31 protein-coding genes are annotated in these 26,310 nt (G+C 60.2%); 19 read left to right on the top strand and 12 right to left on the bottom strand.

Annotation, left to right across the window (positions count from 1 at the left end):
• Window positions 1-262 precede the first annotated feature (262 nt).
• The 3 genes from ACLEXF_RS03870 to ACLEXF_RS03860 all read left to right on the top strand — a co-directional run bounded on the left by ACLEXF_RS03870 (window position 263) and on the right by ACLEXF_RS03860 (window position 1,793).
• Window positions 263-514 carry a hypothetical protein gene (locus ACLEXF_RS03870; protein ID WP_004205908.1) on the top strand — a complete coding sequence of 84 codons (252 nt, stop codon included), beginning with the start codon at window positions 263-265 and terminating at the stop codon, window positions 512-514.
• 12 nt (window positions 515-526) lie between these two features.
• Window positions 527-667, top strand: coding sequence for a hypothetical protein (locus ACLEXF_RS03865; protein ID WP_004205909.1), 141 nt, complete (start codon window positions 527-529; stop codon window positions 665-667).
• A 187-nt stretch (window positions 668-854) separates the two neighbouring features.
• On the top strand, window positions 855-1,793 hold the full coding sequence (locus ACLEXF_RS03860) for an alpha/beta hydrolase (protein WP_032426155.1): 939 nt from the start codon (window positions 855-857) through the stop codon (window positions 1,791-1,793).
• Between the two features lie 33 nt (window positions 1,794-1,826).
• On the opposite strand, the gene ACLEXF_RS03855 is transcribed toward ACLEXF_RS03860, so the two are convergent.
• A complete protein-coding gene (locus tag ACLEXF_RS03855; protein WP_017900386.1) occupies window positions 1,827-3,482 on the bottom strand; it encodes a putative bifunctional diguanylate cyclase/phosphodiesterase in 1,656 nt (551 codons plus the stop codon).
• Between the two features lie 296 nt (window positions 3,483-3,778).
• Here ACLEXF_RS03855 and ACLEXF_RS03850 point away from each other — a divergent pair, with 296 nt between their 5' ends.
• From ACLEXF_RS03850 to ACLEXF_RS03815, 8 genes are all read left to right on the top strand, one after another.
• Window positions 3,779-4,027: a hypothetical protein gene (locus tag ACLEXF_RS03850; RefSeq protein ID WP_004205912.1), complete on the top strand. Its 249-nt coding sequence runs from the start codon at window positions 3,779-3,781 to the stop codon at window positions 4,025-4,027.
• A 290-nt stretch (window positions 4,028-4,317) separates the two neighbouring features.
• Entirely contained in the window at window positions 4,318-4,536 is a 219-nt protein-coding gene (locus ACLEXF_RS03845) for a ParD-like family protein (protein WP_002904808.1), read from the top strand.
• The gene (gene map, locus ACLEXF_RS03840; RefSeq protein WP_049093365.1) at window positions 4,517-5,299 is read left to right on the top strand and encodes a type I methionyl aminopeptidase; all 783 of its coding nucleotides are present in this window, start codon (window positions 4,517-4,519) and stop codon (window positions 5,297-5,299) included. Before ACLEXF_RS03845 ends, map begins: the two co-directional genes overlap by 20 nt.
• A gap of 268 nt (window positions 5,300-5,567) precedes the next feature.
• The gene (locus tag ACLEXF_RS03835; protein ID WP_048294850.1) at window positions 5,568-6,683 is read left to right on the top strand and encodes a serine hydrolase domain-containing protein; all 1,116 of its coding nucleotides are present in this window, start codon (window positions 5,568-5,570) and stop codon (window positions 6,681-6,683) included.
• Entirely contained in the window at window positions 6,670-7,014 is a 345-nt protein-coding gene (locus ACLEXF_RS03830) for a hypothetical protein (RefSeq protein WP_004205915.1), read from the top strand. Before ACLEXF_RS03835 ends, ACLEXF_RS03830 begins: the two co-directional genes overlap by 14 nt.
• 28 nt (window positions 7,015-7,042) lie before the next feature.
• The gene (locus tag ACLEXF_RS03825) at window positions 7,043-7,576 is read left to right on the top strand and encodes a DUF2975 domain-containing protein (protein WP_407259797.1); all 534 of its coding nucleotides are present in this window, start codon (window positions 7,043-7,045) and stop codon (window positions 7,574-7,576) included.
• A gap of 2 nt (window positions 7,577-7,578) precedes the next feature.
• Entirely contained in the window at window positions 7,579-7,785 is a 207-nt protein-coding gene (locus ACLEXF_RS03820) for a helix-turn-helix domain-containing protein (protein ID WP_004205917.1), read from the top strand.
• Between the two features lie 141 nt (window positions 7,786-7,926).
• Window positions 7,927-9,219, top strand: a complete 1,293-nt coding sequence (locus tag ACLEXF_RS03815) for a glycoside hydrolase family 10 protein (RefSeq protein ID WP_023318214.1) — start codon at window positions 7,927-7,929, stop codon at window positions 9,217-9,219.
• Window positions 9,220-9,235: 16 nt separating this feature from the next.
• Here ACLEXF_RS03815 and ACLEXF_RS03810 read toward each other — a convergent pair whose 3' ends face one another.
• From ACLEXF_RS03810 to ACLEXF_RS03790, 5 genes are all read right to left on the bottom strand, one after another.
• On the bottom strand, window positions 9,236-10,558 hold the full coding sequence (locus tag ACLEXF_RS03810; RefSeq protein ID WP_407259798.1) for a type II toxin-antitoxin system HipA family toxin: 1,323 nt from the start codon (window positions 10,556-10,558) through the stop codon (window positions 9,236-9,238).
• Window positions 10,558-10,824 (bottom strand): type II toxin-antitoxin system antitoxin HipB, encoded by a 267-nt coding sequence (hipB, locus tag ACLEXF_RS03805; protein WP_004205921.1) that lies wholly within the window; start codon window positions 10,822-10,824, stop codon window positions 10,558-10,560. The genes ACLEXF_RS03810 and hipB overlap by 1 nt, the downstream gene beginning before the upstream one ends.
• A gap of 282 nt (window positions 10,825-11,106) precedes the next feature.
• Entirely contained in the window at window positions 11,107-11,433 is a 327-nt protein-coding gene (gene uraH / locus ACLEXF_RS03800; RefSeq protein ID WP_053810395.1) for a hydroxyisourate hydrolase, read from the bottom strand.
• Window positions 11,430-11,930, bottom strand: coding sequence for a 2-oxo-4-hydroxy-4-carboxy-5-ureidoimidazoline decarboxylase (uraD, locus tag ACLEXF_RS03795; protein WP_017900378.1), 501 nt, complete (start codon window positions 11,928-11,930; stop codon window positions 11,430-11,432). The genes uraH and uraD overlap by 4 nt, the downstream gene beginning before the upstream one ends.
• Window positions 11,908-13,287 (bottom strand): nucleobase:cation symporter-2 family protein, encoded by a 1,380-nt coding sequence (locus tag ACLEXF_RS03790; protein ID WP_017900377.1) that lies wholly within the window; start codon window positions 13,285-13,287, stop codon window positions 11,908-11,910. Before ACLEXF_RS03790 ends, uraD begins: the two co-directional genes overlap by 23 nt.
• Before the next feature lie 345 nt (window positions 13,288-13,632).
• Here ACLEXF_RS03790 and hpxO point away from each other — a divergent pair, with 345 nt between their 5' ends.
• Window positions 13,633-14,787 (top strand): FAD-dependent urate hydroxylase HpxO, encoded by a 1,155-nt coding sequence (hpxO, locus tag ACLEXF_RS03785; protein WP_094333832.1) that lies wholly within the window; start codon window positions 13,633-13,635, stop codon window positions 14,785-14,787.
• Here the strand turns inward: hpxO and hpxR are convergent.
• Window positions 14,768-15,691: a LysR family hpxDE operon transcriptional regulator HpxR gene (gene hpxR, locus ACLEXF_RS03780; protein ID WP_008804925.1), complete on the bottom strand. Its 924-nt coding sequence runs from the start codon at window positions 15,689-15,691 to the stop codon at window positions 14,768-14,770. The two genes, hpxO and hpxR, sit on opposite strands and share 20 nt — an antisense overlap.
• Window positions 15,692-15,816: 125 nt before the next feature.
• Here hpxR and hpxD point away from each other — a divergent pair, with 125 nt between their 5' ends.
• On the top strand, window positions 15,817-16,854 hold the full coding sequence (hpxD, locus tag ACLEXF_RS03775; protein WP_021314344.1) for a molybdenum cofactor-independent xanthine hydroxylase subunit HpxD: 1,038 nt from the start codon (window positions 15,817-15,819) through the stop codon (window positions 16,852-16,854).
• An 11-nt stretch (window positions 16,855-16,865) separates the two neighbouring features.
• Window positions 16,866-17,840, top strand: a complete 975-nt coding sequence (gene hpxE / locus ACLEXF_RS03770; protein WP_004205932.1) for a molybdenum cofactor-independent xanthine hydroxylase subunit HpxE — start codon at window positions 16,866-16,868, stop codon at window positions 17,838-17,840.
• On the opposite strand, the gene ACLEXF_RS03765 is transcribed toward hpxE, so the two are convergent.
• Window positions 17,817-19,055: an MFS transporter gene (locus ACLEXF_RS03765; RefSeq protein ID WP_114508371.1), complete on the bottom strand. Its 1,239-nt coding sequence runs from the start codon at window positions 19,053-19,055 to the stop codon at window positions 17,817-17,819. The genes hpxE and ACLEXF_RS03765 overlap by 24 nt on opposite strands.
• A 105-nt stretch (window positions 19,056-19,160) precedes the next feature.
• Between ACLEXF_RS03765 and ACLEXF_RS03760 the strand changes: the two genes are divergently transcribed.
• A complete protein-coding gene (locus ACLEXF_RS03760) occupies window positions 19,161-20,105 on the top strand; it encodes an AraC family transcriptional regulator (RefSeq protein WP_004205934.1) in 945 nt (314 codons plus the stop codon).
• Window positions 20,106-20,114: 9 nt separating this feature from the next.
• On the opposite strand, the gene ACLEXF_RS03755 is transcribed toward ACLEXF_RS03760, so the two are convergent.
• The 3 genes from ACLEXF_RS03755 to ACLEXF_RS03745 form a co-directional block, all read right to left on the bottom strand.
• Window positions 20,115-20,870 (bottom strand): VOC family protein, encoded by a 756-nt coding sequence (locus tag ACLEXF_RS03755; protein ID WP_069136002.1) that lies wholly within the window; start codon window positions 20,868-20,870, stop codon window positions 20,115-20,117.
• A 178-nt stretch (window positions 20,871-21,048) separates the two neighbouring features.
• Window positions 21,049-21,360: a cupin domain-containing protein gene (locus tag ACLEXF_RS03750; RefSeq protein ID WP_004205936.1), complete on the bottom strand. Its 312-nt coding sequence runs from the start codon at window positions 21,358-21,360 to the stop codon at window positions 21,049-21,051.
• Window positions 21,361-21,381: 21 nt separating this feature from the next.
• Window positions 21,382-21,645 (bottom strand): VF530 family DNA-binding protein, encoded by a 264-nt coding sequence (locus ACLEXF_RS03745; protein WP_048294843.1) that lies wholly within the window; start codon window positions 21,643-21,645, stop codon window positions 21,382-21,384.
• A 281-nt stretch (window positions 21,646-21,926) separates the two neighbouring features.
• On the opposite strand from ACLEXF_RS03745, the gene ACLEXF_RS03740 reads away from it, so the two are divergent.
• From ACLEXF_RS03740 to ACLEXF_RS03725, 4 genes are read left to right on the top strand one after another with little or no spacing between them, the layout of a single operon-like run.
• On the top strand, window positions 21,927-22,955 hold the full coding sequence (locus ACLEXF_RS03740) for an isopenicillin N synthase family dioxygenase (RefSeq protein ID WP_043519549.1): 1,029 nt from the start codon (window positions 21,927-21,929) through the stop codon (window positions 22,953-22,955).
• 23 nt (window positions 22,956-22,978) lie between these two features.
• A complete protein-coding gene (locus tag ACLEXF_RS03735; protein ID WP_004205939.1) occupies window positions 22,979-23,785 on the top strand; it encodes a MetQ/NlpA family ABC transporter substrate-binding protein in 807 nt (268 codons plus the stop codon).
• A complete protein-coding gene (locus tag ACLEXF_RS03730; protein WP_008804932.1) occupies window positions 23,782-24,573 on the top strand; it encodes a methionine ABC transporter ATP-binding protein in 792 nt (263 codons plus the stop codon). The genes ACLEXF_RS03735 and ACLEXF_RS03730 overlap by 4 nt, the downstream gene beginning before the upstream one ends.
• Window positions 24,570-25,229, top strand: coding sequence for a methionine ABC transporter permease (locus ACLEXF_RS03725; RefSeq protein ID WP_004217626.1), 660 nt, complete (start codon window positions 24,570-24,572; stop codon window positions 25,227-25,229). Before ACLEXF_RS03730 ends, ACLEXF_RS03725 begins: the two co-directional genes overlap by 4 nt.
• A gap of 10 nt (window positions 25,230-25,239) precedes the next feature.
• On the opposite strand, the gene ACLEXF_RS03720 is transcribed toward ACLEXF_RS03725, so the two are convergent.
• The gene (locus tag ACLEXF_RS03720; RefSeq protein ID WP_080837714.1) at window positions 25,240-26,298 is read right to left on the bottom strand and encodes an NAD(P)H-dependent flavin oxidoreductase; all 1,059 of its coding nucleotides are present in this window, start codon (window positions 26,296-26,298) and stop codon (window positions 25,240-25,242) included.
• Window positions 26,299-26,310: the final 12 nt, after the last annotated feature.

Genomic DNA, 26,310 nt, shown 5'->3' with positions numbered 1-26,310 from the left:
ATCTTATTCAATATGGGAAAATGACCAATAAAAACAGCATTTTAACCATTAAAAGTCTTTGCATCCTTTGCTTTGCTGTTCAGGCCGTGAGTGCCGTGCGCCAGTGATTCCTGCGCTATCCCATTAGTTTTGATTTATATCAATACTGCCTCCAGCGTTAAAATGCATTTTACAGCGCGATTATTTTGGAAAGGTGTATACGACATTGGTTTTACGATTTGGATATTTATTTAGCCGGCCCGCAAGCCTGTGGGGATGGCTGATGTGTAACGCGCTTAATGGTATCGCGATCGTCCTCTGCTTTCGCGGGATAAGCATCGTGACAGGCTATCGTCAGGCGGTCTGGCAGGTCATCATCACGCTGGCTATTATTATATCGACTTGGTATAGCGCTAATTATTTCGCCGCCCTGGAAGCGCGACGCGACAGACGACGCTTTCTGCTGCTGGCCTGGGTGGTGATGACCATTCTGCTGAATTTCATTCACCTCAGCGGCGCTGAATACCGTTATTAAAGGAGCATGCCCATGACGCTGGCAATGCTGTTGGTGCTTATCAATCACCATAAAGGTCTGACTATCTTATTGATTGTCATTATTGCGCTGCTGTTTATGGCGCTTACCCCGCTGGTCAAAAAACTGCTTAGCACCCTTCACGATCGGTCCTGACTTTTCTCTCACGGCCGCCGACAGGCGGCCATCTCTCCTCCTGTTAGACTGATTCCGCCACCAGCCTTAGCGGCATGCAGCCTGCTACAGCGCGCATGAAAAGAAATGAGAACCATTATCAATGAAGCTATGCTAACGTGTCAGCCCAGGCAAAACGCCAGATGACAGAAAATGGGGGACAGACGAGGTGAAGCAGGATTCAGGGATCATCACAGCGCGGCAGGCGCACGGATTGCTGACGCTGGCGATAGGCGCCGCGCTCTTCTACAGCAGCGGCAGTTTCGCCCGGCCGGATCTGCAGCCGCTGGGGCCGAATATTGCGGACAAAGGGTCAGCTTTCTACCATTTTACCCAGCGCCAGTACGACTCTGCCGATGGCGAACGCCATTACCGGGTGTGGACCGCGGTGCCGGATAAAGCGCCGCCGGCCGCCGGTTATCCGGTGCTGTATATGCTGGACGGCAACGCGGTGATGGATAAACTCAACGACGCGTTTCTGCAACAGCTCTCCGCTGGTTCCCCGCCGGTCATCGTCGCTATTGGTTACCAGACGGCGCTGCCCTTCGATACCGCAGCCCGGGCCTGGGATTACACTCCGCCGCTTAAGACGCATCAACCTCGCGCCGGAAAATCCGCGCTGCCGCCGCGAAAAACCGGGGGTAATGACCTGTTTCGCCAGCTGCTGAGCGAAACGATGGTTCCGCAAGCAGAAGCTAAGCTGAAAATCGATCCCCGCCAGCGCGCTATTTGGGGTCACTCCTATGGCGGACTGTTTGTACTCGACGCGTGGCGTAAGAGCGACCTGTTCCATATCTTTTATTCCACCAGCCCGTCGCTCGGCCAGGCACTCGAGTCTCCGCTTAAAGACAGCAACAACATCGATGCCGCGGCTTTCGTCGGGAAATCGCTGTATCTGCTGGAGGGGGATGGCAAAGCCCCTGGAGAGCCGTCCGGGCACGTGGCTTCCCTGGCGGTTTTGCGTCAGACCCAACAGCAACTGGCGGACAACGGCTTGCGGGTGGCCTTCTGGCGCTACCCTGGGCTGACCCATGGTCAGATGTTTGAGGTCTCCCTGCGCTCCGCGCTGCTGCACCTTTCCGGGCAGGCAGCGCTTGCGCATCAGTGATGACCTTGCGCCCACCAGCGGACGGCGGGCGATTCAGCGCTGATCGGGCAGGTGTTTAATATCGACCGGCTCGCCGAACAGGAACCCCTGCATTTCGTCACATCCCTCCTCTTCGAGGATCTGCAGTTGTCCTGCGGTTTCCACGCCCTCGGCGATAAGCGGCGTATTGATCGAGTTGCCCAGCGAAATAATGGCCCGCACGAATGAGCGGACCTGGGGATTGCTCTCCACATCCAGCATAAAGCTGCGGTCGAGCTTGATGACGTCGAAATGAAAATCGCGCAGCATGCTCAGGGAGGAGTAGCCGGTGCCGAAATCATCCAGTGCGATACTGATCCCCATCTTTTGCAGATGATGCAGGACGCTGAATGCCAGCTGCTTGTTCACGATAAACGCCGTCTCGGTGACCTCAAACTCCAGCAGGCTGACCGGATAGGCGGTACGCATCAGGATCTCGCGGACTTTTTCGATAAAGCTACGATGACGCAGCTGCACCGGCGAGATATTGACCGAAATTTTTCTGTTGAGACCCTTTTCCAGCGCTTCGTTACACACCTGCTCCAGCACCCAGTAGCCTAACGGCACGATGGCGCCGCTCTCTTCGGCAATGGGAATAAACACGTCCGGCGGAATAGCGCCCAGCTGAGGATGCTGCCAGCGCAACAGCGCTTCATAACCGGTGATGCGACGATCTTTAATATTGCGGATCGCCTGATAGTGAAGCGAAAACTCCCCCGCCTGAATACCGCGGCGGATGTCGGCGGCCATCATATTCCGCTGCCGCGTCTTGTCGTCCATCTCGCGTTCGTACCAGCAAATTTTGTGGTCGAGACTGCTCTTTGCCCGATACATGGCCAGATCGGAATTGCTCAGAACCGTATTAATATCCGTCCCGTCCTCCGGGTAGACGGAGATACCCATGCTGGCGGAAAGGATCACTTCCGTCGCGGCAAACGTCTGCTTACCGCTGAAGCAGTGCCAGAGACGGGCGGCAAAGGCGTCCACCTCGCTTTCATCGGCAAAAGGTTTGACGGCCACAAACTCATCGCCACCGAAGCGGGCGACCATCTCCTCCTTCTGCAGCGTTTTGAGTACGGCGCCTGCCACGCGCTGCAGCAGCTGATCGCCAATAAGATGGCCCTGCAGATCGTTAATCTCTTTAAACTTATCTAAATCGATGGTGAAAACGGCAAAGCGGCGGGCGTCATTCCCGGTGATTAGCTTTTCCACCCGCTCAAAGAACTCCACCCGATTGGGTAAACCGGTCAGCGCATCGTAACGCGCCATCCACGCGATGCGGTCATTGATCGCCTTCTGTTCGCTGATGTCGCGGGTAATTTTGGCAAAGCCCAGCAGGTTATTTTGCTCATCGCGGATGGCATTGATCATGACATGCGCCCAGAACCGGGAGCCATCTTTACGATACCGCCAGCCTTCGCCTTCGAACTGCCCGCTACGCAGGGCAATTTGCAGATTATTCGCCGGCACCCCGGAGAGTTGTTCGGCTTCGCTATAGAAGAGACCAAAGTAGCGACCGATGATCTCATCGCTCAGGTACCCTTTTGCCCGGCGGGCGCCCTCATTCCAGCTAATGACCGTCCCGTCGGCGCTCAGCATATAGATGGCATAATCTTTAACACTTTCAATAAAGTGGCGATAGGCAATGTCCGTCAGGTGATCGTTACTCATGGTACAGCGCTCTCTGTGGCTCGGTCGTGGCAAAACGCATTAGATATAACAGAATCACGCCCATAATGAATACAAGGTTAAGGTGTTTTATGGTCGCCTTTCCGGCCCGGACAACCGCCGATCGCGCGGCGGATACTCCTTTTAAGCGTAGTGGGCCAGACCATCTTCGGGGGGATAACCTCGGCGATTTTCGCACTTAGGTCGCCCACTAATAGTTACTTTTATTGATTAAAAAGTTTGATTGAAAGAATAAATAAAAGGAGTAATGTTAATAATACTTTCTATGGAGGTTAAATATGTTGCGTGATTATTTAAAAGTGGAAAAAGAAGATCGGTTGGTTGAACAACAGAGTCGTCATGACAATAGTCAGCATTATTCTTCGGTAACTGAATGGGTTATTTTAAGTAAAGATGGCCAGCGTAAAGGCCGGGTATCCCTGTTTGACCGCTTCACCACTCGCCGCTCCTGGAGCGACAGCTTCCGCATTACGCAGTTCGATAATGCGGGTAAAGTGGTGGTGGATAAACTCACTGACGCGCTGTAAATTTCCCGGATTCCCGGCCTGACGGGAGAATATTCATACGCAAAATTAACACCTGCATAAAATATATTGATGCGTCGTCATCATGTTATTTTCATTCCGCATACCAATAACCTAATGGGTAATTTTCGCCATGGTGAGCCGCGCGAATTTTTAACCTGTAAAAATACGGTAAATAAGCCCGCTGGTCGGGCTTTTTTGCATGACGCTCGTCACCCACGCCACAAAATGCCAAGGACATCCCGAGCTGGTTTGTATACGATACATCTACGAATCATATATGGTCTGTTTCTATGGGAATCGTCAAAATCTCCGATCTGCTGCACGATGACATTCGTGATGCCAGCAAAGCCATGTCCCGCTCCGTTAATGCCCAGGCGGAATACTGGATCCGCCTGGGCATGATGAGCGAACTCTACCCCGAGCTTAACCACCAGCAGATCAAACTGCTGATGCTGAAATCCGGCTCTGACCGTCTGCTGGAGGTGATCAATGCCATCAATAATCATTAAAACCGCCGATGAGCTCGCGCGCCAGCGCCATGCCGGCCAGCTGCTGGCATCGGTGTTTGACATGCTGGATACCTTTATCGTCCCCGGCGTGACGACGATGGAAATCAACGATCGAGTGGAAGATTTTATCGTCAACCAGCTGGACGCCCGCCCGGCCAGCAAGGGGCAATACGACTTTCCCTATGTGTTGAACACCTCAATTAACGATGTGGTCTGCCATGGGATCCCGAAGGCGACCGAGCATCTGCGCTCCGGGATGATCGTTAACGTCGATATCACCCTCGAGAAAGCGGGCATGATCGCTGACTCCAGTAAGATGTACCTGATAGGCGACGTTTCCCCGCTGGCTCGCCGGCTGGTAAAGACCACCTATGAAGCCATGTGGAAAGGCATTGAGGTGGTGAAACCTGGCGCGACGCTGGGCGACATCGGCCATGCCATTCAGCGCTGGGTCGAGGACCATGGCTACAGCGTGGTCAGAGAATACTGCGGTCACGGCGTCGGTCAGGAAATGCATGAAGAGCCGCAGGTGCTGCACTACGGCAGGCCCGGTGAAGGCGCGGTGCTGCGGGAAGGCATGGTATTCACTATTGAACCGATGGTGAACCAGGGCGACAGTCGTATCAAGACCAAAAAGGATGGCTGGACGGTCGTCACCCGCGATAAAAAACTCTCCGCGCAGTGGGAACACACCGTGGCCGTCACCGCCAACGGATTTGAGGTGCTGACGCTACGCGACGACGAGCAGTCGCGGATCCGCTAAGTTTTCTTCTCCCGGTATATCGGCATAGCCGACATTTCTCGCTGGCGAGTACCGCCCTTCGTCAGCGCACTTTATGCCCTGGCCTCTATTGCCCCCCGCGTTCTCCACACCGCGCCGGGTGTGTCTGCTTTACTCCTCATAAAGTTAATCATAAAACGATAAAAATTTATTGTAAAACGATAAACACCAGGCTAACCTGCGCTCACTTTAACACCAGGGAGAAACGGTATTCCCTCACCTGGATGTCGTACCGCGTTAAGGAGAAAACATGCGCTGGAACCGCTATCGCCGGGACAGACAGATCATTGCCGCCGTGCTGGTTTTTACCGTCATTGTGGCGGCGGGGATCGCCCTGCAGCCCGGCTTTCATCCCCCCAGCTCCCGGACGACGGGGGATAAACAGCTGGTCTCGATATTAACGCCCCTGCTCAATGGCGCCCGCGGACAGGTCGCCGCAGCGCTGATTACGCCTCAGGGGGTGCGTTACGGCCTGTGGGGGAGCGAGTATACGACGCAGTATGAGATCGCCAGCCTGAGCAAAACCATGACCGCCAGCCTGCTGCTGGAGGCTATTCGCCGCGGCGAAGTCACCGCGCAGACGCCGGTGTCGGCGCTGGTCCCGGAGATTGTCAGCCCGGTTCGGGACGTTACCCTGGAGCAACTGGTTTCTCACCGTTCAGGACTGCCACCGCTTACCGCGTCGGTTGGGCAGCGGTTGGCTATTCTGAGCGACATTGCCCGGCGGCAGAATCCCTGGCGCTACGATCGACCCGCGCTGATCGCGATGATGAACCAGGCCACTCTGCAGCCGACGAAATGGTTTGATTATTCCAACGCCGGGTTTGCCCTGCTCGGACTGGCGCTGGAGCGGGCGTCTCATCGCGATTTTGCCACACTGATGGCGCAACGGGTCTTTGCCCCCGCCGGAATGCAGGGCGCGGAAGTGGCCCGGCAGAATACCCCAGCCTCGCCGTCGTTTGCCGCGGGCTGGTCTGTCTCTGGTTTTCCTCAGCAGCCATGGGTGATGGATGCCTTCGCCCCCGCCGGCGGCGTACGCGCCACGATTGTCGATATGGCGAAATATGCCCAGGCGCTGCTGGCAGGAAACCTGGCGGGCAGTGAAGGCATGCCCCCCCTGTTCGCCACCGATGATCCCGATTCCCGGGTGGGTTATGCCTGGTTCACTACCCGCGTCCGCGGACGGGAGATCGTCTGGCATGACGGGCAGAGTGGCGGCTTTGCGGCAATGATGGCCTTCGACCGACAGCGACAGACCGCGGTAGTGATCCTCTCCGATACCGCCTGGCCGGTGATCGGGCCTGCCATCAAGCTCTTACTGGCTGCCACCCCTGATGAACAGGAGGCGCGTAATGAACGGAATTGACATCCTCTGGGCGCTGTTAACGCTGTTGTCGGTGATCCTGTTTATTTCCGGCGACTGGCTGGCGCAGCGAAAAATACGCCTGCTCAATTATGTTTTGCTGGTGACCGGGGTTATTTATCTCGCCGAGGTTTTCCAGACCCTGCAGAATCTCGGCAAAATGGGCTACCTGTTTCGGATGCTGACCTGGACCATCCAGGCATCGTTCATCACCCTCAGCCTCTACCGCGTCTGGACCCGTCCGTGGTTTGCCAGCCGTCGACGCGGCGTCCGGGCGATGAGCGTTGTCTTCGCCGTGGCCCTTATGTCATGCTTGACGCGGCTGGTGCTTTAATTATTCTCATCAATCAGGAAGGTAAATTGTGAAGCAATCCAGAACCCGGCTGAGTCTGGCTATTATTAGCGGCATACTGCCCCTCTTTTTTATGCTCGCCCTGATCGTGCCGCTGTGGATTTTCTTTACCGGCGAACGATATTTTCTTTCCACCCTGCTGCACTTTGCTGAAGTGCCGTTAACCGACAACCCGGCCCGGACGCCGGGGATGGCGAGACGTTTGTTGCTGCTGGCCCTGCTGTATCTTCCGGCCGGGCTGTTCGCGTTCGCTATCTGGCAGGGCATGAAGGTAACCCGTAGCGTCCGCCAGCGCAGCGTGCTCAGCCTCTCCCTGGCGCACAGCGTTCGTTACATCGCTCTGGCCATGGTGGGCATGGGGATCCTGTTGCCGGTGTGCCGCTTTCTGATCCCGCTGCTCGCCTGGTGGCCGCAGCCTTATTACCAGGTGGTGTTTCTGCTCAGCGACGGGGTGCTGCTTCTGACAGGAAGCTTGCTGTTTGTGACATTTCACGCCATGCTCCACGGGATCCGTGCGGAAGAAGAGAATAAGGAGTTTATTTAACGATGGCTGTGGTGGTGAATCTGGACAAACTGCTGGTGGAAAAAAAGATGACGTCCAGGGCGCTGGCGGCCTTTGTAGGCATTACCGAACAGAACCTGTCGCTGCTCAAGTCGGGAAAAGTCAAAGGCATCCGCTTTGATACCCTGTCGCGCATCTGCGAGGCGCTCGAGTGTCAGCCTGGCGATATTCTGGCGTGGGAGCCCGACTGACCTCTCCCACCTGATGTCAACAGTCCTATCAAGGAATTGCTCTGGCCGGCGAATCGTAAGAGAATAGCGCCTACACGCGACGATCTGATTACACGGGAGTTCATCATCAGCCATTCTCGTCGATTCCCCCTAGCCAGCAAAGTGGCGCTGGCAGGCGCGGCGCTCATCGCCGCCGGCATGCTGTTCAGCTGCACCAGTAAGGCCCCCAAATCCCTCGTCACGCCGCCGAAGAGCGCGGCCGTTAAAGCCGGTCAGACGCACCGGGAGCCGGTACGCGGCGTCTGGCTGACCACCGTCTCGCGCCTTGACTGGCCGCCGGTCGGGTCAATTATCGCCAGTACGCCGGAAAGCCGCATCACCCAGCAGAAGCTGGCGCTGATCGCCAAACTCGATAATCTGCAGCGCCTGGGGATCAACACCGTCTTTTTCCAGGTGAAACCGGACGGTACGGCGCTCTGGCGGTCGGATATTCTGCCGTGGTCCGATATGCTGACCGGCAAAATCGGCGAATACCCCGGCTACGATCCGCTGCAGTTTATGCTGGATGAAGCGCACAAGCGCGGCATGAAGGTCCACGCATGGTTTAACCCTTACCGCGTCTCGGTCAACACCAAACCGTCGACGATTGCCGAGCTGAACAACACCCTCACTCAGGTGCCGGCCAGCGTGTTCGTCCTGCACCGTAACTGGATCCGCACCGCCAGCGATCGCTTTGTTCTCGACCCGGGTATTCCCGAAGCGCGTGACTGGATCACCAGCATTGTCGCTGAAGTGGTGCAGAACTACCCGATTGACGGCGTGCAGTTCGATGACTATTTCTACACCGAAACCGCTTCTTCCCCGCTTAACGACAACGAGACCTTCCGTCGTTACGGGCAGGGCTATGCCTCGAAGGGCGACTGGCGGCGGCATAACACTCAGCAGCTTATTGCCCAGGTCTCCGCGACCATTAAAAAACTCAATCCGAACGTCGAGTTTGGCGTGAGCCCGGCCGGGGTGTGGCGCAACCGCTCCCACGATCCGGCGGGGTCTGATACCCGTGGCGCGGCCGCCTATGATGAATCCTATGCCGATACCCGCAGCTGGGTGCAGCAGGGGCTGCTCGACTACATCGCCCCGCAGATTTACTGGCCGTTTGCCCGCGATGCGGCGCGCTACGATGTGCTGGCCAACTGGTGGGCCGAGGTGGTCAAGCCGACGCATACCCGGCTGTATATCGGCGTGGCCTTGTACAAGGTGGGTGAACCGTCCAAAAATGAACCTGACTGGACGGTGGATGGCGGCGTGCCGGAGCTGAAAAAACAGCTCGACCTCAATGAGTCCCTGCCGCAGATCCAGGGCACCATCCTGTTCCGCGAAAACAACCTCAATCAGCCGCAGACCCGCCAGGCGGTTAACTACCTGCGCAGCCGCTGGGGGCCGCCGCAGAGCTAACCGCCAACCGGCTTCGCTATCCCGCCAGCAGCCCTTGCTGCAGGCGGGCGTGCAGTTTAAGCATGTTCTCCGTGATGGCCCGCCAGACGTGGGCGGAAAAGTCCGACGGCAGCGTCCGGCGGGCGCTTTCGATGGCCTGCGGCACGCGGTCGGCAAACTCGCCCAGGATCGCCAGCATCTGCTCCCAGGGGAAGTTAACCGCTTTGGCGGTCGCCAGAAAATGACGCGGATAGATAGCGTTAATCTCCGTTTTCCGCCCTTTTGTGGCATTGAGCCCCATCGACAGCTTCAGGTCGCGCAGATGCAGTCCCGTCCCGCCCAGCACCGGAAATGCCGAAATAATGTCGTAGAACGGCGTGAGCCGGTAGCTGCCGCCGGGCAGCAAAAAGAGCGAGAAGTTCTTCGCATGCCCGTCCGTTGCCCCGGTCAGCCACTGGAACACCATGAACTTCATAAAGTCATAGCGATCTTTCAGGGCCTCACTGGAGCCCAGCAGAAAGGTCATGATCGCGGCGATACCCGGCCCGCCGTCAGACTCATATTTCATCGACGACGGTATGCCGAATGCCTGACACAGATCCTCCTGCGGCAGACGCAGCAGCACGCGCCCCTCCTGCGCCCAGCGCCGGTCGAAGCGGGTCACCGCCAGCGCACGGATCCGCGGCGTGTTGATAATCTCCGCCTCCGGCACCGCCAGGCCCAACGCCCTGGCCAGCGCCAGGCACAGATATTCGTTATCCACGCTTTCACGCAGATCCAGCGTCGCATTGGGCTGCTTTATCTCGCCGATGGGCAGTTTAATGATATGGGTGGTCGGGGTGGTGCCCTGCGGAATACACCAGTGCTCGCCCATTCGCAGCAGCGCGGTTTTCTCCTGAGCGCCGGCCACCGAGATCCGAAAATCGTCCTGGCCGGTCACCATCCCGAGAGGAATATCCGACTGGTAGGCGGTCAGCAAAGCGGTCAGCTGCGCCTCATCCAGCGTCTGCCAGCGCAACGCGGCAAGATGCGCCTCTTCCCCCGGCGGCAGCAGAGTCACCGCCCCTACGCTGTCCCGCCCGACCTCGGCCAGCAGATCGAACGGCTGTTTCGAACGCGCCTGATAGCGCCTGACGATCCGCTCGCGGACCTGCGGGCTGTCGGGCAGCAGGTTATCAAAATAGTGATACACCGCGTCGGCGGTAATATTGCCATACTGCAGCGGCAGCGAGAGGGAGAGCGGTCTGGCGCGCGGGCTGCGCAGCCACTCCTCATCATAGCGGAAACTGTGCGCCCCGTTGGCCTGGCGGGTTAAGGTTCCCACGCGCGCATTGTTCATCCAGGTGGTGAGCGTCGCCATTACCAGTCAAGATCCGTGGTGTTATCGGGAATCATCGCCGTCTCTGCCGGTTTGGCGTTCAGGGTCATCACCACCCCCAGCGACTGGAGGATCTTAAACAGGGTGGTTAAGGTGGTTTTGTCGGGGTGATTTTCAAAATTGGACAGCGTCGCCTGTTTAATGCCGATCCGGCTGGCCAGCGCCTCCTGAGTCCAGTGATTTTGCTGGCGCAGCAGTTTCAGGTAATTGGCCAGCTGAACCGGACTGTATATCTGCGGGGAATTCATCGCCTTGTTCCTCACCATCATTTATCCCCCTATCGGGATAAAACTGGTTTTATACCCTGCAAGGGATAATGTCAAGTTTATCCCCTGGTGGGGATAGGTCAATGATTATCCTTACGTAGGGATAAAGCAGAAGGGATGGCAGCCGGAGCAACGTGGTCTGCCCGGTGGCGGCTGCGCCTTACCGGGCCTACGGGCTGTCGCTACCAGTTTCATCATCATCCAGGCCGGGCAAGCGCAGCACCGCTCGGCAATGGCTGTCACTCGGGCAACGCGCAGCCGGGCTTAGCTGCCGCGGTAGGTCGACCACCCGCCCGGGGCGATCAGAAACGGCAGATGGAAATGGTCCTCTGCCGCCTCGCCAATGACAAAATCAATCTGCGCCCGGGTAAAAACGCTATCGCGCCCGGCACGGGCAAACCACGCCCCGGTTTCCGCGGTTAAACGGTAGCGCCCCGCCGGCAGCGGCGCGGAGCTGAAGCTGGCGATACGCCCCTGGGCGTTGGTCACCAGGTTCGCCAGGGTCTCGCCCTCCCGGCTCAGGCTGACCGCGACGCCTTCAGCCGGCGTGCCGGTGGAAATATCCAGAATATGGGTGCTCAGGGTGCTCATTCGCCAATCGCTCCTTCCAGTCTTAACATCGTAATTTCCCGCAGCTGGGCAAGCGCCTCAGCCACTTCTTCGTCAGCGGTATGCTGCAGCCGGCGCGTCAGCGCCTGCAGAATCTCTTCGCCGCTGCGCCCTTTGGCGCGGATTAAAAACACCCGGCCAAAGCGGGCTTCGTAGCGGGCATTCCCCTCCCGCAGGGCCTGCGCCAGTCTTTCATTATCGCTGTCCACCGCCGACTGCTCCTGGCGCGACATCGTCGCGTGCGCCTGGCTGCCGCTCGGTTTTTCGCCGATCCGCGGATGGGCGCTGAGCGCCGCGTTCAGATCGTTCTCTCCCCAGTCGCCCATCGCTTCCCGGGCAACCTGCAGCAGCGCTTCACGGTTGGCGAAGGGACGCAAGTTCACCAGCTTATCGCTCCAGGCCGGGATCGCCACACAGGGAGCCAGCAGCTCCCCTGCCTCATCGCCACTCAGGCTGTTAAACTGACTCAGCGCGATCATCCTGACTCCTTATCGTTTTCGTCGCCGCCTGCTCCTGCGGCAGAACAAGGTTCAGCGCTATCGCCACCAGCCCACCGCTGGTGGCCGCGGAACCGAACAGATCGCCGACCATCGGCGGAAAATGGCTGAGAAACGCCGGCACCGACTCCACGCCAAGACCCGCACCAAACGCCAGTCCCACGATCAGCACATCGCGTCGGGTGAGCGGGTTCTGGGTAATGATCCGGATCCCGGCCGCCACCACGCAGCCAAACATCACCATCGTAGCGCCCCCCAGCACCGGCGCCGGGATCTGCCGCAACAGTTCGCCCACCGGCGGGAACAGCCCGAGCAGGATCAGAATTACGCCAATGTAGCGTCCGACATAGCGGCTGGCCACCCCGGTCATCTGGATCACGCCGTTGTTCTGCGCGAAAGTCGTGTTTGGAAAGGCGCTGAGCATTGCGGCCACCATGCAGCTGACGCCATCCGCCAGGATACCGCCCTTCAGCCGGTTGCGGAAAGCGCGATCGTCAACAGACTGTTGTGAAATCAGCGAGTTGGCCGTCAGATCGCCCACCGCCTCCAGAATACACACCAGCGACACCAGCGCCACCGGCAGAAATATCGCGCTGTTAAACTGAAAGCCAAACGGGAACAGCGTTGGCAGGCGAAACAGGGTATCGCCCAGGCTGTGAAGATGGAACTGACCGCTCAGCCCTGCCGCCACACAGCCCACGGCAATGCCCACCACCACCGAGGAGAGCCGCAGCCAGCGGTTTTTGGCGCAGCTCAGCAGGACGATAACGCCAAGGGTACCCGCCCCGAGCGCGATATTGCTCATGCTGGCGAAATCCTGCGCCTTTTCCCCACCGCACCAGTTAATGACGCTGACCTTGATCAGGCTGATGCCGATCAGCGCAATCACGCTGCCGGTAATGATAGGGGTAAAGATTTTCTTCAGCGGTTCGATAAAGCGGCTGACAATCACCGGCACCAGGGCGGCGACAAAGTTAACGCCAAACAGCATCGCCATAATATCCTGCGGCCCGCCGCCCTGCGCTTTCACCCACATCCCTCCGGCTACCGCCACGCCCAGAAAGGCGAAGCTGGTGCCCTGCATGCAGATCATCCCGGCGCCAATGCCCCAGACCCGGTTGGACTGCAGAAAGGTACCGATACCCGAAGCCAGCAGCGACATACTGATGAGATACGGCAGCCAGTCGCCAAGTCCGAGGGTGGCGCCGATGATCAGCGGCGGCGTGATGATCCCCACCAGACCCGCCAGCACATGCTGGAGGGCGCTAAAAAAGGCCGGAAGCGGTGGGATCCGCTGTTCAAGGCCGTAAAGCAGGCCGCTGTGATGTTCGTCAGACATGGTGTTATCCCGTAGCAAAGAGAAGTGCATGGGCTACTGCACAAAGCAGGCCAGAGACGACAAAAGCGCACGAATAAATTTATTAACACTTTAAAATCATAAGCTTAAATTACTCGAATGATGCATCACTTCCCTCCGCTGCTGAACCAGGCTTATGAAACGATAGATTCTTAATGCAACATACAGAAACTTTTGATTCATAAAAAGGCAACCAATGCATCACATTGCACCGAGGTGGTGCGCCATGACCTGTCGCTGTGCCTCTGGCGGGCGGTTTTCCTCTCTTCGGCGAACTGGTACGCAAATTGCTGTAGTCAGTGCCTACATCTGGAGAAGGAGAAAAAAATGAAAGCAATCGTGATTGGCGCGGGCATCGGCGGCTTAAGTGCGGCAGTGGCTCTCAAACAGTCGGGGATCGACTGCGACGTCTATGAGGCGGTGAAAGAGATCAAACCGGTCGGCGCGGCGATTTCCGTATGGCCCAACGGCGTGAAATGCATGGCCCACCTCGGCATGGGCGATATCATGGAAACCTTCGGCGGACCGCTGCGCCGCATGGCGTATCGCGATTTCCGCAGCGGCGAGAACATGACCCAGTTCAGCCTCGCGCCGCTGATCGAACGCACCGGCAGCCGCCCCTGCCCGGTATCCCGCGCAGAGCTGCAGCGGGAAATGCTGGATTTCTGGGGACGGGAGCGCGTGCAGTTCGGCAAACGCGTCACCCGCTGTGAAGAAAACGCCGACGGCGTGACGGTGTGCTTTACCGACGGCAGCAGCGCCAGCGGCGATCTGCTGATTGCCGCCGACGGCAGCCATTCCGCGCTGCGTCCGTGGGTGCTAGGCTTTACCCCGCAGCGCCGCTACGCCGGCTACGTCAACTGGAACGGTCTGGTGGAAATAGATGAAGCGCTGGCACCCGGCGATCAGTGGACCACCTTTGTCGGCGAAGGCAAGCGCGTCTCGCTGATGCCGGTCTCCGCTGGCCGGTTCTACTTTTTCTTTGATGTGCCGCTGCCGGCGGGTCTGGCCGAGGATCGTGACACCCTGCGCGCTGACCTCAGCCGCTACTTTGCCGGCTGGGCGCCGCCGGTGCAGAAGCTGATCGCCGCCCTTGACCCGCAGACCACCAACCGTATTGAAATCCACGATATCGAACCGTTCAGCCGCCTGGTGCGCGGTCGCGTCGCGCTGCTGGGCGACGCCGGACACAGCACCACCCCGGATATTGGCCAGGGGGGATGTGCGGCGATGGAAGATGCGGTGGTGCTGGGCGCCGTTTTCCGCCAGACCCGCGATATTGACGCCGCCCTGCGCGAGTATGAAGCCCAGCGCTGCGATCGGGTTCGCGATCTGGTGTTGAAGGCGCGCAAGCGCTGCGATATCACCCACGGTAAGGATATGCAGCTCACCGAAGCCTGGTACCAGGAGCTGCGGGAGGAGACCGGCGAACGGATTATCAACGGCATGTGCGACACCATCCTCAGCGGGCCGCTGGGCTGACGGTCGCCATGGACTCAATCACCGCGCTCAGCGTCTGAATGGCCATCTGCGCGGGACGCGATAGCTGACGCGAGGGCGCGGTGCACAGCGCCAGAGTCAGCGGCCGCAGCAGCGTACTGCGCAGCGGGATAAAGGCCAGCTGTCCGCGCTGAACCTCGTCCAGCACGTCGAGCAGGCTGAGGAGCGTCACGCCGCTGCCGCGCAGCACCAGCGACTTAATGAGGCGAATATCATTGCAGCTTATGGTATTCTCCGGCGCAAAGTCATGGTGGCGATAGAGGAGCGCAACACGCTCATGAACGATCAGCGGCGCGCCGGGCACGATGTGCCGCTCCAGGCTGAGCTCGCCCAGAGACAGGGCCTTCGCCCCCGCCAGAGGATGGTCCGGGCGCATCACAATCCCCACCTCCAGTTCGGCAAAGGCCAGTACGCTGAGTCCGGCCTGCCCCTGCGGATCGAGGATCAGACCGACGTCCAGATCCGCCTGACGCACTTTCTGGCTGACGGTGTGGCTGTCGGCCACCTGCAGATCCAGCTCCAGCCACGGCCAGCTGGCTATGATCTCCGCCAGCGCGGCGGCGAAGCCGCCTTCCGCCAGCGCCTGCACCATGCCGACGCTGACGCTCCCGCGCTTCATCCCCTGCAGCTCATCAAATTTTTGCCGGGTCTGACGAAACTCCTTCTGCCAGCGCAACAGATTGTCATACAGCAGTTCACCCGCAGTGGTCATCCGTAGTCCCTCCGGCAGCCGCTCGAACAGCGGCGTCCCGAAGGCCTCCTCGGCCTGCAGGATCTGGCGGTTAATCGCCGAGGCCGAGATATGCAGCTGCTCGGCGGCCCGGCGCAGGCTGCCGCAGCGAGCCACGGCGATGAAATAGTGGGCGAAACGGGAAAATGGACTCATGGTGCCCCTGTACTCTTTTTTGCAACAGCAGAGTGAATTAATGGTGATGGATGTGAACACCCTAATATGACAACAATAATCTCACAACAATAAAACAATCACCGATGTGAGCAGGAAGAGAAATCATGAAGACAACCACCCCCACGCCCCCCGCCCATTGCACCTTCGATCCGGAAGACTGGCTGCGGCTGGCCCGCTGCTGGCACCCGGTGGCCCGCGCCTGCGATATTGACGGCGCTCCGGTGAAAGCCACCCTGCTGGACGAACAGCTGGTTATCTATCGCATTAAAGGCCAGGTGGTGGTCGCCCGCGACGTCTGCCCGCACCGCGGCGTCCCGCTGACCCTGGGGTTTCATGAAGAAGAAGGCATCGTCTGCCCCTATCATGGCCTGCGCTTTGGCGAGGATGGCCGCTGCAACCGCATCCCCTCCAGTCCGGGGCAACCCATTCCGGCCAAACTGCATCTCACCAGCTTCGCCGTGGAGGAGCGTTACGGGCTGATCTGGACCTGCCTGGACTGCGATCCGGACAATCCGCCGCCGTTACCGACCATGCCGCACTGGGACGACGCCGGCTTTCAGCAAATCAACTGTCCGGCCTTTGAAGTGAAGGGCTTTGCCGGCCGCCAGGTCGAAGGCTTTCTCGATGTCGCCCACTTCGCGTGGATCCACACCGAGACCTTCGCCGATCCGGACAACCAACAGGTGCCGGACTACACCCCGCAGGAGACGCCGTTCGGCTTTGTTGCCGACTACTGGAGCTCGGTAGGCAATTACCCGGCCAGCTCCGATTTCCGCGCGCCGGAAGGGTTCCAGTGGCTGCGTCACTTTGAAATGCATCTGCCGTTCACCGCCACGCTGACCATCCATTTCCCTGCCGATGCGAAGCTGGTGATCATGAACGCCGCCTCGCCGGTGTCGTCGCGCGTGACGCGAATGTTTGCCCCTATCGCCCGCAATTTTGACCTGCATGTGCCGGTGGAAGACGTTCATGCGTTCAACCTGCGGGTGTTTGAGGAGGACCGCCTGATGGTTGAGACCCAGCGCCCGGAGCGGCTGCCGCTGGATCTGACCCTGGAGGCGCATATTCCGGCAGACCGCAGCTCTATCGCCTACCGGCGCGGGCTGAAGAAGATGGGCTTTGGCGATTTCTTTCTGGTATGAGTGGAGGTCTTATGCGCGACATACTCCCGGTGGTGGTCGATGGCCTGTGGCGCCAGGGCGCGAAAAATCTGGCCGTTCGTCTGGTGAGCGCCGATGGGCAACCGCTGCCGGCGTGGGCGCCCGGCGCCCATATCGACCTCCATCTCCCCTGCGGGCTGATCCGTCAGTATTCGCTGACCGGCAGCCCGGCCAGACGGGATCACTATCTGCTCTGCGTCGCCCGCGAGGCGCAGTCGCGAGGCGGCTCCCGTTATATTCATGACACCCTGCGTCCGGGGCAGCCCTTGCTGATCTCTGCTCCGCGCAACCACTTTCCCCTGCACGGGGGCGGCCACGTGGTGCTCCTCGCCGCCGGGATCGGCATTACGCCGCTGCTGGCGATGGCCCATGCGCGGGCGGCGTCCGGCGCCAGCTTTACGCTGCACTATTACGTCAGCCGCGCGCAGGAGGCCGCCTTCGCCACCGAGATCGCCAGCCAGCTCACCGGCGGAACCTGCCTGATCCACAGCTCTGCCGACGGGCAGAGTCCGCGCCTGCGGCTGGCGCAGGATCTGGGCGCGCCGGACGCCGACACCCGAGTCTATTTCTGCGGACCGCCGGGGTTTATGGCCCAGGTGCGCGACACCGCGCTGGCGGCCGGCTGGGCGGAAACGCAACTGCACAGCGAAGCGTTCCAGCCGACCGTCCCGACGGCGGCGTCGGCGGAGGACGGCACCTTCACCATCACCCTCGCCTCCACCGGGGAGCGCTGGCCGGTCCCGGGGGACAAAACCATCGCCCGGGTGCTGCAGGAGCATGGCGTTGAGGTGCCGCTCTCCTGCGAGATGGGGATCTGCGGCGCCTGCCTGACGCCGGTGCGGGAGGGAACGGTCGACCACCGGGATACCGTGCAGTCGGAGGCGGAAAAACAGGCCGCGGAGCAGCATATCGCGCTGTGCTGCTCCCGCAGCCTGTCGGCCAATTTAGTTATCGATCTCGCGGGATAAGCGGCCGGTCTCCGGCTGCTCGGCGCTGGCGACCGGTTTCACCCGCACAGCGGTGAAGACCACGACCATCGCGATCAACAGCAGCAAACCGCTGCCGGTGAAGACGCCGCTGGCGCCATGCAGATCGAACACCGCCCCGCCGCCGGCGGCGCCGGCGCTGATGGCCAGCTGAATAGAGGCCACCAGCAGACCGCCTGCGCTTTCCGCCTCATCCGGCACGGTGGTGGCCAGCCAGGTGGACCAGGCCACCGGCACCAGACCGAAGGCAAATCCCCACAGGGCGACCAGCAACCCGTCGAGCACGGACAGATGGCCAAACGTCACCATCAGCAGCGCCAGGACGCTCATCATCAGCGGCACCAGCGCCAGGGTCAGACGCAGGCTGCGGCTCAGCAGATAGCTCGCCACCGAGGTGCCGATAAAGTTAGCGACACCGAAGCCGAGCAAAATCAGCGAAACGCCTTCAACGCTGGCCTGCGCGACGGTCTCAAGGAACGGTCTCAGGTAGGTGAAGAAGGCAAAATGGCCGCTGAAAATCAGGATCGACGCCAGCATGCCCCCCAGCATACCGGGACGGCGCAGCACCCTGAACAGCGTGGAGAAGGTGCCAACGCTTTCCGGCCGCATGGAGGGCAGCACCCACAGCTGCCAGAGCAGCGCCAGCAGGCTGGGTATCGCGCAGAGAATAAACACGTTGCGCCAGCCGATCAGCTCTCCGAGGTAGCTGCCGAGCGGCGCGGCCACCACCGTGGCGACAGACACCGCGGAAAAGATGATCGCCAGCGCTTTCGGCACATGGGCCGCCGGCACCAGACGCATCGCCGTGGCGGTGGACATCGCCCAGAAACCGCCGATGGCGATCCCCAACAGCAGACGACCGAGCAGGAGAAACGCCAGCGAACCGGCAAAAGCGACCATCAGGCTGGAGACAATCTGCAGCACGGAAAAGAACATCAGCACCCAGCGGCGGTCGATATTGCGGGTGGCGGTGGCGATCAGCAGGCCGGTGACTAACGCCACTAACGCCGTGGCGGTCACCGCCTGCCCGGCCATCCCTTCGCTGACGCCGAGGCTGCTGGCCATCGGCGTTAACAGGCTGGCGGGCAGAAACTCAGCCACGATCAGGCCGAACACCCCGAGGGCCAGGGCATAGACGGCGCGCCAGGCAGGCCTGACGGGTGACAGGCTTGCGTCAGCAGCTATGCAGGAAGTCATATACATCTCTCCAGGTTTATTAACATCCTGGTCATCTTAGGGGCTTACCACTGGACGATATATGATGCATACTCTTCAGTTATTGATTATTCGTCCGGAATTACCATGAGCCAGCCCACTATCGATCTAACCAGCGAACTGCTGCGCGGTATGCGCCTCTCCGGCGTGAATTACCGGCGCATCGAGACCTCCCGCCCGTTTGGCGTCGGTTTTAGCGCCGTGGCGGGCAAAGCCCAGTTCCATTTCATCAGCCGCGGGCCGGTGCTGCTGCGCATGGCCAGCGGGGAACAGTTCACCCTGGAGAGCGGCGACGCGCTGTTTATTCCCAACGGCGACGGGCACGCCCTGCTCTCCGATCCGCAGGCCGCGGTGGTGAATGTGGCGCAGCTGAACAGCGAAACGGTGTGCAGCACGGTCAGTTGTATCAACGCTGGCGGCCAGCCTGACTGCCCGGAGCGCGCCGTGATTTTCAGCGGTTGTATGGACTTTGAACTCGGCGGCATGCAGCCGCTGGTGAAGGCCATGCCCGAAGTGATGCGGGTGAGCTGCCTGCTCAACACCTGGCCGGAGATCCAGCCGCTGCTGGCGGCGATGGAGCGGGAATCGCTCACCCGCCAGGCGGGCTATGCCGGGATCCTCGCCCGACTGGCGGACGTAGTGGCCGCGCTGATAGTCCGCGGCTGGGTGGCCTGCGGGTGCGGTAACGCCACCGGCTGGGTGCAGGTCCTGCGCGATCCCCGGCTGGCGAAAGCGATCTACGCCATGCATCAACGTCCGGGCGTTAACTGGAAAGTGGAAGATCTGGCGCGGGAGGCGGGGCTGTCGCGCTCTCTCTTCGCCGAGCGTTTTCTTGCCGCCACCGGCACCACCCCCGCCCGCTATCTCACCGAGCTGCGTATGCGGCTGGCGGTGCAGTACATCACCCACGAAGGCCAGGCGCTGGAAAAAGTCGCCTTCAGCCTCGGGTATCAGTCGCTGGCGGCCTTTAGCCGGGCTTTCAAACGCATCACCGGCCAGCCGCCGGGGGCCCTGCGCGCTACGGTACGCTAGCGTCAGCCGTTATATAAAGCGATACACGCCGTTGCCGACGCGAAAGCGTTGCCCCTTAAGCGCCGGGTTGGCGACGCGAAACACCAGCTCGGCCAGCTGGTTGGCGGGTCCCTGGCGGAAAATAAACCACTGGCCGCCCGCGTCCAGCCCCTGGTCCCCCTGTGACGGGAAGCCCAGCAGTGCCTGCCAGCGGTCGCGCACCGCCTGCGGATTGTCCACCTCGAATACCGCCTGCTCGAGCACAATGTCGCCCAGCGGATGAGGCACGTCCAGCCCCTGAGCGCGCAGCCGCGCCAGCCGGGTCTCGTCGTCTTCTCCCCACTGCAGCACAAAAGGAAAGACCAGCCCGTCGGTGTCGCCATCGATGGTGAAGATCCTCCAGCGGATGACATTGCCCTGCGGATCGTGGCGCTGGCCATCGACAATCGGTGACACCGCCAGCCCCTTGCGACGCAAGTGGTCATGGGTGGCGTCGATGTCGTCGCTGCGCAGCGCGACGCGAAACAGCGCTTCGTTCTCCGGCAGCAACCGCGCGGCATCCCGCGAGAGCAGAAATCTGTCCGTCGCGGCGCGCAGTTCGTCGGGGTCGGAAATGGCGAGGAATTCGATATAGGTCAGACCAAAATAGCTCAGCGCATTGCGGGTTCCCCAGCCCGGATGGCGCCCGCCGACCGCCGCCCGCAGCTGCTGCCCGGCAAAGATTTCAATCGCCGCTTCCGGCTGATTCACAAACTGTACTGCGTGATCCCACTGCAAGGTGGCCATGATCTCTCCCGGGGTTGTGCCTGTTAAGACGTCTGCGGCAAAAGATAGTGCTGGGGTGAAGGCAATGGCAAACAAGAATTATGTATATTGAAAGCTGGATAAGTGATTTATATCAACGCGGTATGTTGAGTGTGACAGGCGATGAAACGGCGGGCTAACGAATTGCCCGCCGGCGGGATCAGACCGACCCTTCTTTCTCAATCACCAGAATACGCGCCGCCCCCTGGGGATGGGCGACATGCTCGCATCCCACCTCGGCGTAAAAGATATCTCCGGCGTTCAGCATGATCACCTGTTCCTCGCCGTCGACCTTCACATGCATCGCCACCTGACCATCCATCACGGCAAACACCTCCTGACCGTCGTTGATGTGCCAGATATAGGGTTGGTCGGTCCAGTGCAGGCGCACGGTGGTGCCGGAAAAATTGGCAATGTCCAGCGCGCCCCACGCGCGGTCGGCGGTGAAATCTTTACTGCTCCAGCTCTGCATGATGTTGTCCTGTGGTAAGGGTTATTTTTTCTGCCAGTTTGCCCAGGGATCCGGTTTCTCTGCCGGCGCATCGTCGTCGAGCGAAGCCAGATACATCGCCTCCACCTCTTTACGCGCCCACGGCGTCCGGCGGAGAAATTTCAGGCTGGACTTGATGCTGGGATCGCTTTTAAAGCAGTTAATGTTGACCTGGCGGGCCATTTCCGCCCAGCCGTAGCGCGCCACCAGGGCATTGAGCAGCGCTTCCAGCGTCACGCCGTGCAGGGGATCTTTTGAGCTGTGCATGAGGATACATCCGTTCCGCATTAAAAAAGTGCGCCCACCTTACTGACTCTCGGTGACGGGCGCAACGGCTTCAGTTCGCCCTTACGCCTTTATCTATTTAACGCAAAAGCACTGAACCCCGCGCGGACATAAATTAGAAAATAACGTTATTGGTTGCTTATCTGGCCCTGAGGCAAGCTGTGCTCAGCCCCGGACAGAGGAAATCACCATGCGCTGCTGTTGTGCCAGAACCCTGAACCTGAATCGACCCATAACTTATTATCCCGTTTTCGGAGAACACAATGAACGCGACCACCCTGCCGATTCTCGATCTGGCCCGCTACGCGGACCCCGCGGATAAAGCGGCCTTCCTGGCCGACCTGCGTCACGCCGCCCGCGACATCGGCTTCTTTTATCTGATCAACCACGGTGTCGACGACGCGCTTCAATATGAAGTTCAGCGCCAGTCCCAGCGCTTTTTTGCGCTCGATGATGCGCAAAAACAGCAGGTGGCGATGATCCACTCCCCCCATTTTCGCGGCTATAACCGCGCGGCCTCTGAGCTGACGCGCGGCCAGCCTGACTGGCGAGAGCAGTTTGATATCGGCGCCGAACGTCCGGCGCTGACCCTCAGCGACGACGCGCCGCGCTGGCAGCGCCTGCAGGGTCCGAATCTGTGGCCTGCCGCGCTGCCATCGCTAAAACCGGTATTACTTCACTGGCAACAGCAGATGACTCAGGTGGGGATCCGCCTGCTGCGCGCCTTTGCCGAAGCGCTGCAGCTCCCGGAGAATGCCTTTGACCGGCTTTACGGCGACCAACCCAACGAGCATATCAAGCTGATCCGTTATCCCGGCCAGCAGGAGACCCAGAGCAGCCAGGGCGTTGGCGCCCATAAAGATTCCGGTTTTCTCAGCTTCCTGCTGCAGGACGAGCAGAAAGGGCTGCAGGTTGAGGTGGCGCCCGGGCAGTGGATCGACGCCGTACCGCTGGCCGGCAGCTTTGTGGTCAATATTGGCGAATTGCTGGAGCTGGCCACCAACGGCTATCTGCGCGCTACCGTTCACCGGGTGGTGTCACCGCCGGCTCAGCAGCAGCGCCTCTCCATCGCTTTCTTCCTTGGCGCCCAGCTTGACGCGGTGGTGCCGGTTTATACCCTGCCGCCCGAGCTGGCGCGTGAAGCGCGCGGTCCTGACAGCGACCCGCACAATCCGCTGCTGCGCGATGTCGGCTGGAATTATCTCAAGGGCCGTCTGCGTTCCCATCCGGACGTGGCGGAACGCTACTATCAGGACGTGTTTCGCGAACGCGCCGAGCAATTGATCGTTTAACCATAACTAAAAAGGAACACACCATGAAATATGCTGCTTTTAAACTGGCAGGGGTCGCACTGTCTCTTTCTCTGGCATGGACGTCTGCCCAGGCCGCCGCGCTGCGCGTCGCCGCGGACCCGGTTCCCCACGCGGAGATCCTCAACTACATCAAAAAAATCGATCCCAGTCTCGATCTCAAGGTGGTGGAGCTGACCAGCGGGGTCAACGCCAATGAACTGCTGGCCAGTGGCGATGTGGATGCCAACTACTTCCAGCATGTCCCCTACCTGAAGGATCAGGAGAAAGCGCTGGGTAAAACCTTTGCCGTCGCGGCCACGGTTCATATTGAGCCGCTGGGGATCTACTCGCATAAGCATAAAGATTTCTCGTCGCTGCCGGAAAACGCCACGGTGGCGGTACCGAATAACACCACCAACCTGAGCCGGGCGCTGTTCCTGCTGCAGGCGCAGAAGCTTATTAAGCTGGACCCCAAATTTACCGACCCGGCCACCACCCTGGCGACGCCGAAGGATATTGTCGAGAACCCGAAACATCTGAAGATCCTGGAGATTGAATCGCCGCAGATCCCGCGCTCCCTCGACGATGTCGACCTGGCGGTGATTAACGGTAACTACGCGCTGGAAGCCGGTCTGGTGCCAGCGAAAGATGCCCTGGGGCTGGAAAGCGCCGAGCATAACCCCTACGCCAATATCCTGGTGACCACCCCGGCCCTGGCGAATGACCCGCGTATTAAGGCGCTGGCGAAAGACCTGACGTCGCCGCAGGTGGCGGAGTTTATCCGTAAAAACTACAACGGCTCGGTGATCCCGGTGGCCCCTCAGTCATGATCACCATCGAAGGGCTGAGCAAAACCTACGCCGGAACCGGCCGACCGGCGCTGAACGATATCGCGTTACAGATCCCGAAAGGGGCGATATACGGCATTCTCGGGCGCAGCGGCGCCGGCAAAAGTACGCTCATCCGCTGTCTCAATTTGCTGGAGCGGCCCACCTCGGGCCGCATTCTGGTGAACGGACAGGATATTACTCAGCTGAACAAGGCGGCGCTGCGGGATTATCGCCTGCGCACCGGGATGATTTTCCAGCACTTCAATCTGCTGCATGCCCGCACCGTCGCCGATAACATCGCGGTGCCGCTGGAGATTGCCGGGGTGCCGCGGGCCGCTCGCGAAGCGCGGGTGCGCGAACTGCTGGAGCTGGTGGATCTCAGCGAAAAGGCCGCCGCTTTCCCGTCGCAGCTTTCCGGCGGGCAAAAACAGCGCGTCGGCATCGCCCGGGCGCTGGCCGCCCGACCGGAGGTGCTGCTGTGCGACGAGGCGACCAGCGCTCTGGATCCCGAGACCACCGCCTCGGTGCTGGCTCTGCTGGCGGATATTAACCAGCGGCTCAATCTGACCATTGTGCTGATAACGCACCAGCTGGAGGTGGTGAAAACCATTTGTGACCACGCGGCACTGCTGGAACAGGGCGAGATTGTCGAGAGCGGCAAACTCGCCGACCTGCTGGTGACCCCATGGTCGCGGCTGCGCCAGTCGTTGCTGCACGACCCGCAGGCTGAACAGGATTTTCTTACCCGTCACGGCGTTCAGGGGAGGCCATTATGCGGAGTAGCATGAGCTGGGAAGATTTGTGGCCGTTATTACTCGACGGCACGTTGGATACGCTCTATATGGTGGGCCTGGCGGCCCTGTTTACCGTGCTGATCGGGCTGCCCACCGGTGTGTTGTTATTTATTTCCCGCGCCAACGGGCTGGCGCCGATGCCGAAACTGAACGCGCTGTTAGGCGCGGTGATCAACATCGGCAGGTCGCTACCGTTTATCGTGCTGCTGATCGCCCTGATCCCTTTTACCCGGCTGATCGTCGGCACCACGCTGGGCAGCACCGCCGCCATCGTGCCGGTGACCATCGGCGCCTTTCCGTTCTTTGCCCGCCTGACGGAAAACGCGCTCGACGAGGTGGATTACGGAAGAATCGAAGCCATTCTGTCGATGGGCGGCAACGTCTGGCACGTGATTTTTAAATCCCTGCTGCCAGAAGCCCTGCCGACGCTGCTGGCCGGGATCACGCTGACCATCGTGATGCTGATTGGCTTTTCGTCGATGGCCGGGGTGATCGGCGGCGGCGGACTCGGCGACCTCGCCATCCGCTACGGCTATCAGCGATTCAATAATGAGGTGATGTTTGGCACAGTGCTGATCCTGGTGGCGATGGTTCAGGGCGTGCAGATGGCCGGCGATCGGCTGGTGCGCAGCCTGGCCCACCGCCGTTAGCCGTCAGTCATTAGTTCCAGCCGCTCTCTGCCGCCAGCTGGCGGACCAGACGGGCGGCGTCACACTCGCGGATCAACCCCACCCCCTGCCCGGCCCAGTGGGCGCCATACTCATGGACGCCCTGGGCTTTCGCGGCGGCGGCCAGCGCTTTGCCGATATCATACGCCAGCGGATAATCCGGCACGGCGCTCGTCGGACAGGCTTCCCCTAGCGCGCAGAAGGCATTAGCCAGACAGCGTGCCGGACGCCCGGATATCGCGGAGGTCAGCACCGTACGCCCGTCAAGGCTGTTGTGGATCGCCGCGCGATAGCCGGCGTCGGCGGCCGATTCCGGACACAGTAAAAACGCCGTACCGAGCTGTACACCCTGCGCCCCCAACTGCATCACGCTAGCGATCCCCGCTCCGTCCATGATGCCCCCGGCGGCCACTACCGGGATGGTTAGTCGACGCCGCAGAAGTTGCACCAGGGTGAAGGTGCTCAGCTGCGCGTCAGGCTCCTGCGGAGCAAAGATCCCCCGGTGCCCGCCCGCCTCATAGCCCTGAGCGACCACCACGTCGATCCCCTGCTGTTCAATCAGCAGCGCCTCCTGGAGCGAGGTTGCCGTCGCCAGGGTGACAATCCCCTGCTGTCGCAGACGCTGGATCGTCTCACTTTCAGGAAGGCCGAAATGAAAGCTCACCACCGCCGGCGAGTGGTCGAGAAGCAGCTCCAGCATGGCGGTGTGGCCGATAAACGTCTGGTATATCTCCCTAAGCGATGCCGGAGGCGTACTGCCAAAGCGGGTAAAATGGGGGCGCAGCGTCTCTGCCCAGTCCGCTTCACGTGGGGCGTCGCGCCGCGGCGGCGCATGGCAAAATAAATTGACATTGAACGGCCGGTCCGTCAGCTGGCGGGTGGCGACGATCATCGCTTCCGCTTGGGCAACGGTTGAAGCGCCCAGCCCCAGCGAACCCAGCGCCCCGGCATTACTCACCGCAGCAGCCAGCGCGGGGGTGGAGACGCCCGCCATCGGGGCCTGGATCAGGGGGTAGTCAATATCAAGAAGCGAAAGCAGTGAATTTTGCATGAGTTTCTCGTA

Origin of the sequence: Klebsiella pneumoniae complex sp. WS1778 (assembly GCF_049472055.1) — a bacterium.
In the GTDB taxonomy this organism is placed as follows: Bacteria; Pseudomonadota; Gammaproteobacteria; order Enterobacterales; family Enterobacteriaceae; genus Klebsiella; species Klebsiella quasipneumoniae.
Note: the sequence above shows the minus strand (reverse complement) of the source record. Positions and strands in the feature narration are given on the sequence as shown.

Coding starts and splice junctions, on each gene's coding strand:
- ACLEXF_RS03835 (WP_048294850.1), top strand. CDS start 5,568: ATGCGCTGGAACCGCTATCGCCGGGACAGACAGATCATTGCCGCCGTG.
- ACLEXF_RS03810 (WP_407259798.1), bottom strand. CDS start 10,558: ATGGCGACGCTCACCACCTGGATGAACAATGCGCGCGTGGGAACCTTA.
- hpxD (WP_021314344.1), top strand. CDS start 15,817: ATGAAGACAACCACCCCCACGCCCCCCGCCCATTGCACCTTCGATCCG.
- uraD (WP_017900378.1), bottom strand. CDS start 11,930: ATGATCGCGCTGAGTCAGTTTAACAGCCTGAGTGGCGATGAGGCAGGG.
- hpxO (WP_094333832.1), top strand. CDS start 13,633: ATGAAAGCAATCGTGATTGGCGCGGGCATCGGCGGCTTAAGTGCGGCA.
- ACLEXF_RS03855 (WP_017900386.1), bottom strand. CDS start 3,482: ATGAGTAACGATCACCTGACGGACATTGCCTATCGCCACTTTATTGAA.
- ACLEXF_RS03760 (WP_004205934.1), top strand. CDS start 19,161: ATGAGCCAGCCCACTATCGATCTAACCAGCGAACTGCTGCGCGGTATG.
- ACLEXF_RS03870 (WP_004205908.1), top strand. CDS start 263: ATGTGTAACGCGCTTAATGGTATCGCGATCGTCCTCTGCTTTCGCGGG.
- ACLEXF_RS03725 (WP_004217626.1), top strand. CDS start 24,570: ATGAGCTGGGAAGATTTGTGGCCGTTATTACTCGACGGCACGTTGGAT.
- hpxE (WP_004205932.1), top strand. CDS start 16,866: ATGCGCGACATACTCCCGGTGGTGGTCGATGGCCTGTGGCGCCAGGGC.
- hipB (WP_004205921.1), bottom strand. CDS start 10,824: ATGAATTCCCCGCAGATATACAGTCCGGTTCAGCTGGCCAATTACCTG.
- ACLEXF_RS03865 (WP_004205909.1), top strand. CDS start 527: ATGACGCTGGCAATGCTGTTGGTGCTTATCAATCACCATAAAGGTCTG.
- hpxR (WP_008804925.1), bottom strand. CDS start 15,691: ATGAGTCCATTTTCCCGTTTCGCCCACTATTTCATCGCCGTGGCTCGC.
- ACLEXF_RS03740 (WP_043519549.1), top strand. CDS start 21,927: ATGAACGCGACCACCCTGCCGATTCTCGATCTGGCCCGCTACGCGGAC.
- ACLEXF_RS03790 (WP_017900377.1), bottom strand. CDS start 13,287: ATGTCTGACGAACATCACAGCGGCCTGCTTTACGGCCTTGAACAGCGG.
- ACLEXF_RS03830 (WP_004205915.1), top strand. CDS start 6,670: ATGAACGGAATTGACATCCTCTGGGCGCTGTTAACGCTGTTGTCGGTG.
- ACLEXF_RS03720 (WP_080837714.1), bottom strand. CDS start 26,298: ATGCAAAATTCACTGCTTTCGCTTCTTGATATTGACTACCCCCTGATC.
- ACLEXF_RS03730 (WP_008804932.1), top strand. CDS start 23,782: ATGATCACCATCGAAGGGCTGAGCAAAACCTACGCCGGAACCGGCCGA.
- map (WP_049093365.1), top strand. CDS start 4,517: ATGCCATCAATAATCATTAAAACCGCCGATGAGCTCGCGCGCCAGCGC.
- ACLEXF_RS03765 (WP_114508371.1), bottom strand. CDS start 19,055: ATGACTTCCTGCATAGCTGCTGACGCAAGCCTGTCACCCGTCAGGCCT.
- ACLEXF_RS03845 (WP_002904808.1), top strand. CDS start 4,318: ATGGGAATCGTCAAAATCTCCGATCTGCTGCACGATGACATTCGTGAT.
- ACLEXF_RS03820 (WP_004205917.1), top strand. CDS start 7,579: ATGGCTGTGGTGGTGAATCTGGACAAACTGCTGGTGGAAAAAAAGATG.
- ACLEXF_RS03735 (WP_004205939.1), top strand. CDS start 22,979: ATGAAATATGCTGCTTTTAAACTGGCAGGGGTCGCACTGTCTCTTTCT.
- ACLEXF_RS03745 (WP_048294843.1), bottom strand. CDS start 21,645: ATGCACAGCTCAAAAGATCCCCTGCACGGCGTGACGCTGGAAGCGCTG.
- ACLEXF_RS03850 (WP_004205912.1), top strand. CDS start 3,779: ATGTTGCGTGATTATTTAAAAGTGGAAAAAGAAGATCGGTTGGTTGAA.
- uraH (WP_053810395.1), bottom strand. CDS start 11,433: ATGAGCACCCTGAGCACCCATATTCTGGATATTTCCACCGGCACGCCG.
- ACLEXF_RS03750 (WP_004205936.1), bottom strand. CDS start 21,360: ATGCAGAGCTGGAGCAGTAAAGATTTCACCGCCGACCGCGCGTGGGGC.
- ACLEXF_RS03755 (WP_069136002.1), bottom strand. CDS start 20,870: ATGGCCACCTTGCAGTGGGATCACGCAGTACAGTTTGTGAATCAGCCG.